This is a genomic window from Microcystis panniformis FACHB-1757, assembly GCF_001264245.1.
In the GTDB taxonomy this organism is placed as follows: domain Bacteria; phylum Cyanobacteriota; class Cyanobacteriia; order Cyanobacteriales; family Microcystaceae; genus Microcystis; species Microcystis panniformis.
In genome coordinates this window covers 3,557,549-3,571,834 of sequence record NZ_CP011339.1, presented here as the reverse complement: position 1 = coordinate 3,571,834, position 14,286 = coordinate 3,557,549, and the positions used below count along the sequence as shown (strand labels likewise).

Sequence of the window (14,286 nt, the reverse complement as noted above, 5' to 3'; positions counted from 1 at the left end):
ACACCCTACACCCTACACCCTGCCCCCACCGAAAAGCTTTTTGCCGCAAACCCTACTTATGCACAAAAAAAACTCGTTTACTTTTCCGTAAACGAGTTTACTTTCCATGATATGATCAATAGTCCTTTGAGTTATTTAGCAACTGCTACCGGTGCTTTGACGGGCTGGGGCTGGGGCTGCAGGTCGCGCAAACTTGGGAAAAGGAAGTGGTTTTCCTCCACATATTGCGCTCCAAACAGTCCTTTTTCAGCCCAGAAATAGCGATCGGTTGTATGCTCGTTACGCTTAACAATCAATAAAGCTGGTGGGCTAATGCCTATAGCTTGAATATACTTACGCGCCGCAGTTACGGGTTTATCCTCGCCACTTTCAATACTATACTGGGGTACAAGTTCAAGTATCTTACGTCCTTCTTGACGACGGCGACTCTTACGTTTCCGTTTTCTGGCCAACCCAATTACCTCCTGTTCTGGCTAATCGTTGTAATGATAGTTACAAAAGCCGTAGCGATTATATCCCTTCTAGACCAAGAAATCAAGTGTCTCTCACAAACCCAATTACAGACAAGTTTGACTAGAAGCTAGACTGAGACTAGGTTTAAGTTTTTCTGACAAAAACACAGCCCCAAATCCCGATACAAAACTTATTATTTTTAAACTTTTTTTAATATATACCGTGATCCACCCCGAAAATAGTGACCAAACCCTTGTTCTAACTGCTTTTTGCCGGTTGCCCTCGACCCAAGGGGAGGGACATTCTCTCCCCTGTCAACTGGGAAATAAAACTGGCAACCCTAGCTTGATCAAGGTTTTCTGATTTTTTACTTTTTACTTTCTTAGTATGTCCTTCTCCTCCCCCTCCCGGACTCCCCTGAGTGATGATTTTATTGCCCTGTGTCAGGCACAGATGGAACTTTTGCGGGAGCAAATGAAAACGGACAGAAGTGCAGTTTATTTAACTGAACCTTTATCGAGTAATTTAATCCCAGTCGTTGTTTATCCGCCTTTTAACCCCCCTTCTCCCCAAAAAAAGCGGCTTTCCTTACAACCAGAGCAACCAGCAGCCGACTTGTTAACTGCGGTTAAGTTAGAAGATTTATCCCACCTCTGGGGTAATCAGGAGAGCGTCAGCGGTCATCGCTTGTTTTTACCCTTAATGTATGAAGAGGGCATGATCGGATTATTGGTGACAACCCGAGAAAAACGACCTTGGCAAAGTTGGGAATTAACCCAGATGGAAAAAATCACCCAAACCCTCGCTTTAGCCTGTGTACTCGATCGCCAATTGGGAGAAGAACGTTATTATCGACAATGGCAACGACAGCGCCTCGATACCTTTCTCCATCAAATCCGCAATCCCCTCACCGCTTTAAAAACCTTTGGTAAACTTCTACTCAAAAGGCTTTTAGCCGAAGAGGGTAACGATCCCGCCATTACTGGTATCCTGAGAGAAAGCGATCGAGTTCGCGACTTAATCGCCGAATTTGAGGCACAAATTCAGCAAGAAAGCGAAAATTACCCCACCGTCGATATTCCTCTCCTGCAAGCGCAATCTTCCCCCACCGCCTTTCTCTTACCTGCTGGCAGCGGCCAACTAACTCCGATCGATCTCCATGATCTTCTCGATCCGCTGCTCCTTTCGGCCCAAGCGGTAGCCAAAGAGAGAAATCTCAGTCTAGAAACGATTCACGGGGAAGATATACCACTTATTCGGGCCAATATCCCTGGTTTGCGGGAAGTATTCAGTAATTTAATTGATAATGCCCTCAAATATACTCCTGCTGGCGGAAAAGTCACCGTCGAGGTGCATAATGTTAAGAATAGTGTAGAAATTGTTTTTAAAGACACGGGTTATGGTATTCCGACGAGCGATCAAGAAAGAATTTTTCAACGTCACTACCGGGGAGTGCAAGCAGGGGGAGATATACCGGGTACAGGATTAGGTTTAGCGATCGCCAAAGAATTAATTACCAGCATGGGGGGACGATCGAATTTATCAGTCCCAATCCCGAGCCAACAAGTTCCCCCTACCCCGGCACGGTTTTTCGGGTTAGTATGCCGGTTATAGCCGATAGACATCTTAGTATAGAAGGATGATCTGGTGGTCAATTCTGCCTATTTTCTCCCTCAGGAGATTCCTGGGGCGATCGGTTAAAATATATGGAAAATATCAGTGTCAATGGTAACTTGGCCGTGAAGCAGAGAATTAAGTAAATTATGCCAACTATCGAACAATTAGAACCCGCCGATAAGGCCGATGTGGTAGTATATATGCCCTACTATGCCAAGGACAAACATAGTATCCTGCCCTATGCGATCGCTTTGTATCAAGCCGGATCTTTAGAAGGTCGTCGTCGCATAGAAAACAGTCAAGGGATTCCCTTTGTGGCATCTTGGTATGTATCAAAATTGCCCTCGGAATTGACCCGTTGTCGTTTACAATTTGAAGGACAGGCCGACCTAAGCTATGAGATGACGATTATTAACGCCGAGTTGATCGAATATCTTATCGATGCGATTAAAACCTTTAAGCAGCTAGGTTCAGCCGACTTTTCGCAGGGATTTTATCGGAAACTGCTGCGATTTGAAGAATAAAATTCGGGATTTTACGGGTTAAAAAGGAGCAAATCGTGGCGAAATCAGCCAAATCTATACTTATCTCTTCCCTGGAACCCCTCAGTGGTAAATCGGGAACTATCGTCGGTTTAGCGCATCTCTTGCGGCAAAAAGGACTAGAGATAAGTTACGGCAAACCAGTGGGCAATTGTCCGGGCTACGTCGATGGGCAATTGGTCGATGAGGATGTAGAATTTATTCGGCAATTATTAGAATTATCCCCCGAACAGCTGCGCTTACCCCTGATCTATACAGATGTGGATTCCGTTGCTAAACGTCTGCAAGGTGCAGATCAACAGGACTACGGCAATATTCTTACTGGTTATCTCGATCGAGTTAACAGTGATATTACCCTCCTCGAAGGGCCGGGGACTCTCTGGGAAGGCAGTATTTTTCAGCTATCGATGGGGGAAATGGCCAAAATTCTCCAGACTCCGATCCTATTGGTGGCCCGCTATAGTTCTCCCCTGATTGCCGATAGTCTGCTGAAAGCGCAACGGGAATTAAATAATCAGCTGCTGGGGGTAGTAATTAGCGATATTCCCACCGATGATTGGGAGGAAGTACAATCCCTCCTGAAACCCTATCTCGCGGGCCAAGGCGTGGAAGTTTTAGGACTGTTACCCGCTAGTAAATTATTGCGTAGTATTAGTGTTCGGGAAATTGTCCATCTTTTGGGGGCCAAAGTATTATGTCGGCCCGATCGTTTAGATTGGATGGTAGAAAGTTTAGCGATCGGGGCGATGAATGTCAACGCCGCTTTAGAATATTTTCGCAAGGGGGAAAATATGGCCGTGATTACGGGTGGCGATCGCACAGACCTCCAGTTAGCTGCCCTAGAAACTTCCACCACCTGTTTAATTTTAACCGGTTCCATCTCTCCAGATCCCCTGATTTTGGGCCGGGCCGAGGATTTAGAAGTACCGATTCTCTCGGTAAATTTAGATACTCTCAGTACCGTGGAAATCGTCGATCAGGCCTTCGGGAAGATTCGCTTACAGGAACAGGTAAAAGTCGCTGGTATTCGAGAATTAATGGGGGAACATTTTCAGATTGATCGCCTGTTAGAAAAGTTAACAATAGGGGCGTAATTTCTCCCCAGCTGCCCAGAATTTCATGGGAAATCACTTCATGAGTCTATCATCCTCCCCTGTGTCCCCTCCGGTCAAAGAAAATGACTGGAGCTTATTATTAAGATTATTTCCCTACGCAAAAAAGGAAAAAGCTCTGCTATTTTGGTCATTAATACTTCTTTTTCCCCTATCTCTCACGGGGGCAGTCCAACCCTTAATTATCGGTCAAGCGGTCTCCCTTTTGCAAAAGGAACAAACTTGGGATTTTTTGGCTCAAATGCCCTTAACAGCAGCCATTAACACCCTAATTATTATCCTGTCGGTTTCGATTATTTTACGACTGATTTTAGGGACAACACAAGGTTATCTAGTACAGAAAGTCGGTCAGTCAATTACTGCTAATGTCCGGGAAGATTTATTTAGCCATGTTACCTCCCTTTCCTCTAGTTTTTTTGATCGCTCTCCCGTGGGACGTTTAGTCACCCGTTTAACCAGCGATGTGGAAGCATTAGGAGAAGTTTTTGCTAGTGGGGCGATCGGAGTTGTCAGTGATCTGGTTAATATTTTAGTTATTATCCTCACCATGTTTACCCTGCAATGGCAATTAGCTCTATTGTTGGTGTTGATGTTATTTCCTGTCACTGCTTTAATTATCTTTTTTCAAAAACAATATCGCAGCGCTAACTATCAAGTACGCGAGCAATTATCAAAACTTAATGCCCAATTACAGGAAAATGTAGTCGGAGTTAATATTGTTCAATTATTTCGCCGCGAACGCTTTAACGCTGAAATGTTTCGCACTATCAATACTCAGTATCGTCGCTCCCTAGATAAAACAATTTTTTATGATTCGGCCGTCTCAGCTACGTTGGAATGGATCGGATTAATTGCCGTGGCAGGAGTATTATGGTTAGGCGGGATTTTGGTTCTCCAGAAAACCATTGATTTTGGGGTTTTATCGGCTTTTATTTTATTCTCCCAACGTCTCTTTAATCCCCTGCGTCAGTTTGCCGAAAAATTTACCATGTTTCAATCGGGTTTTACTGCTATTGAGCGCATTGGGGAATTAATTAGTATTCCCATTGAAATCAAAGATTCTAACAATTATAAAGAGATTTCTTTCCCAGAAAAACGTCAAACTGGCGAGATTATTTTTGAAAATGTTTGGTTTGGTTATAAACCTGATGAATATATTATTAAAGGTCTTAATTTTACCATTAATCCCGGGGAAAAAGTCGCTTTAGTCGGTCCCACTGGTGCAGGAAAAAGTTCGATTATTCGTCTTCTCTGTCGTCTTTATGAACCGAGTAAGGGCAGAATTCTAGTGGATGGTATCGATATCCGTTATCTTCCCCAAGCGGAATTAAGACGTTATATCGGTGTCATTCTCCAAGAAACTTTTCTCTTTGCTGGAGATGTTACTCGCAATATTACTTTAGGAGAAAATTATGATTTTGAGCAAGTTAAGGCAGCGGCTAAATTAACTAATATCGATCACTTTATCGAGGAGTTACCCGACGGTTATCATACTCTTTTACGGGAACGGGGCGCAAATTTATCGGGAGGACAAAAACAATTACTCGCTTTTGCAAGAGTCGCTATTCGTAACCCCGAAATTCTAGTTTTAGATGAAGCTACCGCTAGTTTAGACGTGGGAACAGAGGTATTAATTCAAGAAGCTTTAGAACAGATTTTAGTCGATCGTACCGCTATTATTATCGCCCATCGTCTCTCCACTATTCGCGATGTCGATCGAATTCTTGTCCTTAAACGCGGGGAATTAGTCGAATCGGGAACCCATGAAGATTTATTAACTAAAGACGGCCTCTACGCTAGTTTATATAAACTGCAAATGTTAGGCACAGATAGTTAATGACAAACCCCCCACTCCCTTCCCAAAATGCCTTCGCCAGAATCCGCTCCGTTGATATCACAACTGCAAAAAAAAGTCAATAGTTTAGATGTACCATTTTATGCACCAGGGCATAAGCAGGGGGAAGGAATCGGGGAAGATTTAAGTAATTTACTGGGAAAAAGCGTCTTTAAAGCCGATTTACCCGAATTACCCGACCTTGATAATTTGTTTGCCCCGACGGGGGTGATTAAAGAAGCGCAAATTTTAGCAGCCGAGACATTTGGGGCAGATAAAAGCTGGTTTTTAGTCAATGGCTCCAGTTGTGGCATTATTGCGGCGATTTTAGCCACTTGCGGCGAGGGAGATAAAATTATTTTGGCGAGAAATATTCATAAATCGGCAATTTCGGGCTTAATTCTCTCTGGGGCGCAGCCTATCTTTATCAATCCCGAATATAATCCCACTATCGATCTAAATTTAAATATAACCCCCCAATCCCTCGAAAATGCCCTGAAACTTCATCCCGACGCCAAAGCGGTGATGGTAGTCTCTCCCACCTATCAAGGGGTTTGCTGTGACTTAGAAACTATCGCCCAGATTACCGATCATTATTCTATCCCGCTGCTCGTCGATGAGGCTCACGGGGCGCATTTTGCCTTTCATCCCGATTTACCTCCGGCTGCCCTGTCTCTCGGCGCTGATATGGCTATTCAGTCCACCCATAAGGTTTTAGGGGCCTTAACTCAAGCATCAATGTTACACTTAAAAAGCGATCGCATTAGTTCCGAAAAAGTCGATCGAGCCTTACAATTAGTTCAAACCACTAGCCCTAGTTATTTGCTTCTCGCTTCCCTTGATAGTGCTAGAAAGCAAATGGCGACGCAAGGCCTAGATTTACTGACCAAAACCCTCGATTTAGCTGCTACTGCCCGAAAAGAACTCGATAAAATTCCTAATATCTCTGTTTTGGACTTTCCCCATTCTATCCCGGGTTGTCACTGGTTCGATCGCACTCGTTTAACGGTAATTGTCAAAAATTTTGGCTTAACCGGTTACGAAATAGACGATATTTTGCGAGAAAAATACGCTGTCACGGCAGAATTACCGACTTTCAGTCAACTTACTTTTATCATCTCCATCGGCAATCATCGCGAACACATTAATCGCCTCATTACTGCTTTTCAATCCCTTCAATCCCCTTCCTCTACCAGTTTACCCCTGACTCCTCCCCCAGTCACGGGAAATTTGGCTATTTCTCCTAGAAAGGCTTTTTTTGCCCCTACAGAGATAGTATCCCGGAAAAATGCCCTCGATCGTCTTAGTGCTGATGTTATCTGTCCCTATCCCCCCGGTATTCCCGTTTTGATGCCGGGTGAGTTAATTTCTCAGGAAGTCCTCGACTATCTGCAAACTATTTTAGACCTCGGTGGCACGATTACCGGCGGTAGTGATGATAATTTGGCAACTTTCAGGGTTTTAAAATAAACGCAAAATTATCTGATATATTAACCGGAAAAAGGCAGTAATAGCAATGGCTCCAATGGCTGCCATCACGGCAATGATAGCAATTTCAGGAAAACTTAGAGTTCCTTGCAGCTGCGGAATTAACAGGAAAACGAGGGTAATTGCTGCTAGAATCGGTAAATCTTTCCCCTCAATCACTTTTTTAAATAATGCCAAAACTAAGCCACCTAAGATCATAAAGGCAATGACAATTCCTGCCGAGGGAACTAAACTATTTAAGGCAATTACTAATAATGTCCCCTCAAATCCTGTAAAGGCAGCATTAGCGAAAGTTTCCCCAAGAGAAAAGCGGGAAGGTTTTCTAATCACTGGAGAAACTGGAGAAGCTGGAGGGGATGGAGGAATTGGAGAAGGTGGTGGAGATGGGGGAGGTGTATTTAAAGCGGTTAAAACTTCTCCACAGGATTGAAATCTATCCAGGGGATTTGCTAGTAACATTTTATTGAATACTTGGGCTAAATCTGCACTGATATTAGGGGCATAATTTTGCCAATTCCAGACCTGTTTTTGCGGATCGTATAGATCATCAGGATCGCGATTAGTTAAGAGTATAACACAGGTAGCTGCTAGGGCATATAAATCTGTGGATGCCGATACCTGATTGCCTAATTGTTGTTCGGGAGGAGCAAATCCAGCTGAGTAAATTGTTGTGGATTTCTGTTGTGTATTACTAGGGTTATTAGTCGCCTGTTTTACTGCCCCAAAATCGAGTAAATAGAGGCGGCCATTTTTGGATAACATGATGTTAGATGGTTTTATATCCCGGTGAATGGAACCATTTTCATGGATAAATTTGAGGATAAGAAGTAGTTCTTTGAGAATGTTTTTAACTTCACTTTCTTGAAAGGGTTTTTGTTGCTGTTGGAGAATTTCTTCTAAGTTTTTACCATCGATATATTCCTGGGCCAGATAGAAAAATTGCTCTTCTTCTCCCGTTAATTGATTCTTGACTGTTAAAGGGAAAAAAGCATAGAGATCGGGGATTTGGGGATGTTCTCGTCCTAAATCTTCTAAAACCCGCGCTTCTTGAAAAAATAAATTTTTCGCTTTTTCTAAAGCTTGCGGACTTAAATTACAGGAAGGTTGAAATTGTTTGAGTACACATTTAGCTTTTTTGGGACTATAACGATCTAGCGCTAAAAATGCCGCCCCAAATCCTCCTTGTCCCAATAGACGTTCTGGCAAATAACGTCCCCCTAAAATTAATGGCATCCCGCAAGTAGTACAATATTTCTGTTCGATCGAGGTTAAAAGATTGCTATCGTCTAGGTCTAGGCACTGATTACGCGGTTTCGGACAGTGGGGACGCGTACAAATAACTTCCATAATCACCGTTTCCCGTGGTACTGCTCTTAGTTTAGCTACTACCTGCAATTCGGGTTAAAATTTTTATTCTTAAGAAAGAGTTAAAGAGGGGGGTCGTAGGCTGACACGGATTCCCATTATACTACAAGGTTAGCAGAAATTTTGGAGTTTGTCAAGTCTTTGGCTGAAAAAAATTCAGCCAGATAAGGGCGGTTATCTTAATGGTGGGGTAGGAAGTCTCGGTGCTTTTTTTAGTTGAAAGAGCGGGCCAGACGATTAACCCCGGTGTGTAATAACTGTTCCAAGCTTTGGCGATCGCTGATGGCTTGAAGATTGATCACAAAACAGGTTAAACCCAGTCCAAAGAGGATAAAAGTGGGGGCCATAACCACACCAATCATTAACCAGGTGGCGACGTGGAGAAACATAGTGACAGCGAACAACAAAGCTAGGGAAGCAATGGGGAAGACTTGACGGGTAGGACGACCGAAATAGAGAAAAAGAAGGGTTAAAACGGTGGTTACTAAGTTAGCGGGGACTAAAAAGGCACAAATCGAGACGCAATAGTTGCGGGAAAATTCAGCGAGAGTATTAAAATCTATCATGAATAGTAGTTTATAAATCCCTGAGTCTTAGTACTCTCGATTGTAGCGGAAAATTTAGATGATTGGGATGAAGGTGACTGAAGGCTGTGGTCTAATAGATTTTCGAGAGGGAGCTAAAACGAGGATCGGGGTATAGATCCTCCGGTTATAATGAAATCTGGGAAAATGACACCGCCCCATCCCGAAAACTCTCACCCCTTGCTAGGTATAATCGATCGCAGGAAAAATTTTATGAGTAAATTTGTCTTTGTCACCGGGGGAGTCGTCTCCAGTATTGGGAAAGGAATTGTCGCTGCTAGTTTGGGAAGATTGTTAAAAAGTCGGGATTATTCCGTCTCAATTCTGAAATTAGACCCCTATATCAACGTGGATCCGGGTACAATGAGTCCTTTTCAACACGGAGAGGTATTTGTCACCGATGATGGGGCCGAAACCGACCTCGACCTTGGCCACTACGAACGTTTTACCGATACGGAACTCTCCCGTCTCAATAGCGTGACTACTGGCTCGATTTATCAAGCTGTATTGAATAAAGAGCGCCGTGGTGCTTATATGGGGGGAACTGTGCAGGTAATTCCCCATATTACCAACGAAATCAAGGAAAGGATTCTTCGGGTGGCCAAAGATACCAACCCCGATATTGTCATCACAGAAATTGGTGGTACGGTGGGAGATATCGAATCCTTGCCTTTTTTAGAAGCAATTAGGCAATTTAGGAAGGATGTGGGTCGAAATAACGTGATTTATATGCACGTTACCCTAATTCCTTGGATTCCGGCCGCGAAGGAGATGAAAACTAAACCGACGCAACACTCGGTCAAGGAATTAAGATCGATCGGTATTCAACCGGATGTGTTAGTCTGTCGTTGTCATCTACCCCTACAACCGGGATTAAAAGAAAAACTCTCAGCTTTCTGTGATGTGCCGGTGGAATCGGTGATTACTGCTCAGGATGCCAGCAGTATCTACGAAGTGCCTCTTAATCTGGAAAAAGAGGGATTAGCGCAACAAACCCTAGAATTATTAAACCTGGGTCCCCGATACCCCCATCTGGAGGAGTGGGAAAATCTCATCCGACAGATGCAATCCCCCAGTCAAAAATTAGAGATAGCTATCGTCGGGAAATATGTGCAGTTGGGTGATGCTTATCTCTCGGTGGTGGAGGCCCTTAAACACGCTGCTATTGCCCTTGATAGCGAGATAGAATTGCGTTGGGTAAGTGCTGAAGATGTGGATAACGATTCGGCCGAAGCTCATTTAAGCGGTGTTGACGGTATTGTGGTACCAGGTGGTTTTGGTATTAGGGGTGTGGATGGCAAAATTAAGGCGATCGAGTATGCTAGGGTCAATAATATTCCTTTCTTGGGTCTCTGTTTAGGGATGCAGTGTTCGATTATCGAATGGGGTCGCAATGTGGCCCGATTAGAAAGGGCCAATAGTTCCGAATTTGAAGAGGATACACCCAATCCGGTGATTAATTTACTGCCAGAACAGGCAGATGTGGTGGATTTAGGGGGAACAATGCGCTTAGGTCTCTATCCCTGTCGTTTAAATCCCGATAGTCTAGCTTTCTCCCTCTACGGTCAGGAGGTTATCTATGAGCGCCATCGTCACCGTTACGAGTTCAATAATGCCTATCGTAGTCTCTTTTTCGAGACTGGTTATCTGGTGAGTGGCACTTCCCCCGATGGTCGTTTGGTGGAAATTATCGAACTACCAAAACATCCTTTCTTTATTGCTACCCAATTTCACCCCGAATTTCGCTCTCGTCCCAATAAAGCTCATCCTCTCTTTTCTGGTTTCATGAAAGCGGCCCTTAAGGGTAGAGAGGAAAAGTTTTCCCTGAGTAGTCAGCATTCAGCTATTAGTTAGGGTTTGCTGGTTCTATTGGCTCAAAATCTGGTTTTTTGGGGGGAAACCCCCGAAAATTTGTCATCTTAACCCCAGTTTGGCCTAGGGTTTTCCGAATTGACGTTGATAAACTACTTCTTCCTTGCCAGATTCCAGTTTAATATCCGAGCGAGGATAGGCCACACATAACAAAGCATAGCCTTCTTTTTGCAGGTCGGGGGATAATCCCATGCCCTCTCCTTGTTCGACGCTACCCTGGGAAAGTTGAGCGGCGCAGGTAGTACATACGCCCGCATTGCAAGAACTGGGTAAGTCAATCCCCGCATCGTAGGCTGCCTTTAGTATAGTTTGATCTTCCCTAACTTCGATCGTTTGTGTTGTTCCTAAATGGGAAATTTCTACTTTGTAGGTTGTGGTCATAGCTAATGAATGATGCTTTGAACTTCACCTATTTTATCATTCTAGATTGCGGATAGAGGAGAGAGGGGGGAAATCTTTACCTAATCAGATTTTCACCGATCGGCAGATAATTGATTGTCATGAAAGATGATAAGTAGGTAGGCGTTAAAAATTATCAGACACCACCCTTATCAACGGGGGACTAAGGGTAGGGTTGATTCATGAATCAACCCTACTATGAATCAACCCTAGTACTAAGGGGGTATCGAACCTAAAAACTATTTTTAATTTAATTATAACCAGCTACTTAAAGTCCTCAAAAGTAGTAACTTTTTCTGGCAATTTGTCCTGTAGTTAAAACAAACAAAAGAGAGAAATAAATTCTCTCTTCTGCAACCGAGGGGAATTTATTCTATTTGTAATTGGCTCTCGTGTCTTTAACCGCCGCCCAAAAAAATAGGGCTGTTAGTGGCACACTTGCAGCTAGAATTAAGCCAGTGGTGGTATTGCCTAAATCCGGTTCTCCTGAACTAATTTCAAAGACACAACCCACACCAGCGATCGCTGCAATACAGGATAATAACAATAAAACGCCGCTTTTTGGGGTCATCTTCACTCCTCACCTCAATTAACTAATGCCTTTATTTTGTCACTTTCTCGACGGGTTTCACCGCTTGCACGGAAAAACCGTGTTTTTTTAATTCTTCATTGAGTGCCAAATCGTTATCTACTCTGTCCACGAACATGACACCATTAAGATGATCCATTTCGTGTTGAATTACCCGCGCTAGTAAACCGTTAGCTTGCAGTTTTCGCGGTTTCCCCTGTTCATCTTTATAACTCACTTCGATCGCCTGGGGACGGATGACATCTAAAAACACATCGGGAATACTCAAACAACCCTCTTCCGCTTTGCACAATTCCCGACTATAACCGATAATTTGGGGATTAATCAGAATTAGGGGCGGATTTTCGGGTTTATCGTGTTCACAATCGATGACAATCAATTGTTTATTGACTGCCACTTGCGGAGCCGCTAAACCGATACCATTGGAACTATACATAGTTTGCAGCATTTCTCTGGCTAATTGGCGGATGCTGTCATCGACTTTAGCAATCCGCTTGGCCGGTTGACGCAGGACTCGATCGCCGAGATAATGCAGTTCTAAAGGGGGTTTTTCTAATTTGCGTTTTTCTACGGTAATAGTGGCGCTCATAAACTTAATTATCGATGGGATGCACAATTTTGATTTTAGTCACTGGCGCTGGGGCATTTCTCAGGACAAGGGAGAAAAAAACCCAGACCCTTCATAAAATTTTACACTGATCACAGACAGTTCGTCCATATCAGGGAGTGGGAAGTGGGGAGATTTTTCAGTTATCAGTTATCAGTAATCAGTAATCAGTGGGGTAGTGGGGAGATTTTTCAGTTATCAGTAAGCAGTAATCAGTGAGGGAGAGGGGAGATTTTTCAGTTATCAGTAAGCAGTAATCAATGAACTAAAAACTAAAATCTGATCACTGGTAACTGACACCTGATAACTGATTCAAGGCTGATGGCTGTAAGATTACTTATTAAGTACCTAAGCAAAATTAATTACACATATCTAACTGCCTCTTGCCTTTTGCCTTTCCTAACCAGGAAATTAATTTTGCACGGCTACTTATTAGTAATTGGTATTCCTAACCATTGACTTAATTCCGCCGCTAACCATTCAATTTCGGGTTGACTCAGATAGGCTTTTGTCTTATTACTAATAGTATATTCTTTAGTCCCCGCCCAAATAGTTAAAGCCATCGGTACATAAACTCGATCACCATCGCCATCTTTGGTATGATAACTATCAGCTTTGACCAGTTTATTAATATATTCCCGTGCCATTTTCTTTTTGCCCGGAAGTGTCAAACACCAAATTCGCTGAATGGTAACAATTTCTTGACTATCAATAGTGATAATTTCCTCCCCTTTGAGACAATAAATAATCTGGTAAAGCATTCCTAAACCCACAAACCAAAAAGGCAAGGAAAAGAGCAGAAAAAACCAACTTATCCACAGAGGAATAGAAATGGCTCCTCCTGTCCATACTAATAAAAAAGCGTTCCAAGCGATGGCAAAGGTTCCAAGATAAATTAATTTAGGGGTAAAACCTTCGGGGGGTAAAAATATTTTAATTTTCTCCTCGTTTTTTTGCAATTGTACCCGACTCCCTGCGGGTTTTTCAAGGTTCGAGGAAGTTAATTGAATTTCGTGGAGAGTATTTAAAGCTTGATTTGCCGCCTGTGCTGAAACAAACCTTTTCTCGAGACTAGGTTCGATTAACTGCCCTAACCAATGAACAAAAGCAGGGCTTAAATTGGCTAAATTATTTAATTGAATCTTGCCATCTTTTTGGGGTAAATCTGCGGGATGAATGCCTGTAGCTAGATAGATTAAAGTGGCTCCTAAACTGTATAAATCAGAAGCGGCAACAGTGCGACCACCAAATTGTTCGGGGGGCATATAACCGTAGGTTCCGACGATAGTTAAAGTGGCCTGTTCCTGTTGGGCAACAGTCTGGACAGAACCAAAATCAATTAAATAGACATTGCCGATACTATGGCCCGATCGATCTTTTAGTAAAATATTACTAGGTTTCAAATCCCGGTGGATAATTGGCGGGTTAAGTCCATGGAGATAAATTAAAATACCTAGGATAGATTTAGCTAATTCTTGCAGGTCTGATTCACTAAATTTGCGACCATTTTCTATCTGTTCCTTGAGAGATTTAGCCTCGATATAACTCTGAACAAGGGCGAAACCTTGATAGGTATCGGTGCGAACTTCAAAATAGTCGATATATTCGGGAATCGAGCGACAATCTAGATGTTTAAGAGTTTCGGACTCCCGTTCAAAAAGTTTTAAATCTGTCCATTCAAAATCGGTACTGAAGATTAATAATTTGACGACAACAGTAGCGCCCGTTTTTAGATCTTGGGCGAGAAAAGTGCGTCTTCCGGTTTGTTTACCTAACTGACTTTGAATTTGGTATCGATCGCCTAAAATTTGCCCTGGCAGCATA

General features: G+C 43.0%; 12 protein-coding genes and 1 pseudogene. 6 read left to right on the top strand and 7 right to left on the bottom strand.

The window, feature by feature from the left end:
• Positions 1-131: 131 nt before the first annotated feature.
• A complete protein-coding gene (locus VL20_RS17205; RefSeq protein WP_002768353.1) occupies positions 132-452 on the bottom strand; it encodes a DUF3155 domain-containing protein in 321 nt (106 codons plus the stop codon).
• Positions 453-840: 388 nt separating this feature from the next.
• On the opposite strand from VL20_RS17205, the pseudogene VL20_RS17200 reads away from it, so the two are divergent.
• The 5 genes and pseudogenes from VL20_RS17200 to VL20_RS17180 all read left to right on the top strand — a co-directional run bounded on the left by VL20_RS17200 (position 841) and on the right by VL20_RS17180 (position 7,028).
• Positions 841-2,096 (top strand): annotated as a pseudogene (locus VL20_RS17200) (GAF domain-containing sensor histidine kinase).
• A 120-nt stretch (positions 2,097-2,216) separates the two neighbouring features.
• Positions 2,217-2,594: a type IV pilus biogenesis protein EbsA gene (ebsA, locus tag VL20_RS17195; RefSeq protein ID WP_052277232.1), complete on the top strand. Its 378-nt coding sequence runs from the start codon at positions 2,217-2,219 to the stop codon at positions 2,592-2,594.
• A gap of 35 nt (positions 2,595-2,629) precedes the next feature.
• On the top strand, positions 2,630-3,706 hold the full coding sequence (locus VL20_RS17190; RefSeq protein WP_052277231.1) for a phosphotransacetylase family protein: 1,077 nt from the start codon (positions 2,630-2,632) through the stop codon (positions 3,704-3,706).
• Between the two features lie 40 nt (positions 3,707-3,746).
• Entirely contained in the window at positions 3,747-5,561 is a 1,815-nt protein-coding gene (locus VL20_RS17185) for an ABC transporter ATP-binding protein (protein WP_052277230.1), read from the top strand.
• Positions 5,562-5,588: 27 nt separating this feature from the next.
• Entirely contained in the window at positions 5,589-7,028 is a 1,440-nt protein-coding gene (locus VL20_RS17180) for an aminotransferase class I/II-fold pyridoxal phosphate-dependent enzyme (protein WP_052277229.1), read from the top strand.
• Here VL20_RS17180 and VL20_RS17175 read toward each other — a convergent pair.
• Together VL20_RS17175 and VL20_RS17170 are read right to left on the bottom strand one after the other, a co-directional pair.
• Complete coding sequence (locus VL20_RS17175; protein ID WP_052277228.1) at positions 7,020-8,393, bottom strand: serine/threonine-protein kinase; 1,374 nt, start codon at positions 8,391-8,393, stop codon at positions 7,020-7,022. The two genes, VL20_RS17180 and VL20_RS17175, sit on opposite strands and share 9 nt — an antisense overlap.
• 230 nt (positions 8,394-8,623) lie before the next feature.
• A complete protein-coding gene (locus tag VL20_RS17170) occupies positions 8,624-8,977 on the bottom strand; it encodes a hypothetical protein (protein WP_002800484.1) in 354 nt (117 codons plus the stop codon).
• A gap of 231 nt (positions 8,978-9,208) precedes the next feature.
• Between VL20_RS17170 and pyrG the strand changes: the two genes are divergently transcribed.
• Complete coding sequence (pyrG, locus tag VL20_RS17165; protein ID WP_052278497.1) at positions 9,209-10,849, top strand: glutamine hydrolyzing CTP synthase; 1,641 nt, start codon at positions 9,209-9,211, stop codon at positions 10,847-10,849.
• A gap of 81 nt (positions 10,850-10,930) precedes the next feature.
• Here the strand turns inward: pyrG and VL20_RS17160 are convergent, their stop codons facing one another.
• The 4 genes from VL20_RS17160 to VL20_RS17145 form a co-directional block, all read right to left on the bottom strand.
• Complete coding sequence (locus tag VL20_RS17160; RefSeq protein WP_004159498.1) at positions 10,931-11,248, bottom strand: 2Fe-2S iron-sulfur cluster-binding protein; 318 nt, start codon at positions 11,246-11,248, stop codon at positions 10,931-10,933.
• Between the two features lie 391 nt (positions 11,249-11,639).
• Positions 11,640-11,837 (bottom strand): hypothetical protein, encoded by a 198-nt coding sequence (locus VL20_RS17155; RefSeq protein ID WP_002731987.1) that lies wholly within the window; start codon positions 11,835-11,837, stop codon positions 11,640-11,642.
• A 31-nt stretch (positions 11,838-11,868) separates the two neighbouring features.
• Positions 11,869-12,444 (bottom strand): peptide deformylase, encoded by a 576-nt coding sequence (def, locus tag VL20_RS17150; RefSeq protein ID WP_002748816.1) that lies wholly within the window; start codon positions 12,442-12,444, stop codon positions 11,869-11,871.
• A 443-nt stretch (positions 12,445-12,887) separates the two neighbouring features.
• The gene (locus VL20_RS17145; RefSeq protein WP_052277227.1) at positions 12,888-14,285 is read right to left on the bottom strand and encodes a serine/threonine protein kinase; all 1,398 of its coding nucleotides are present in this window, start codon (positions 14,283-14,285) and stop codon (positions 12,888-12,890) included.
• Between the last annotated feature and the right edge of the window lies 1 nt (position 14,286).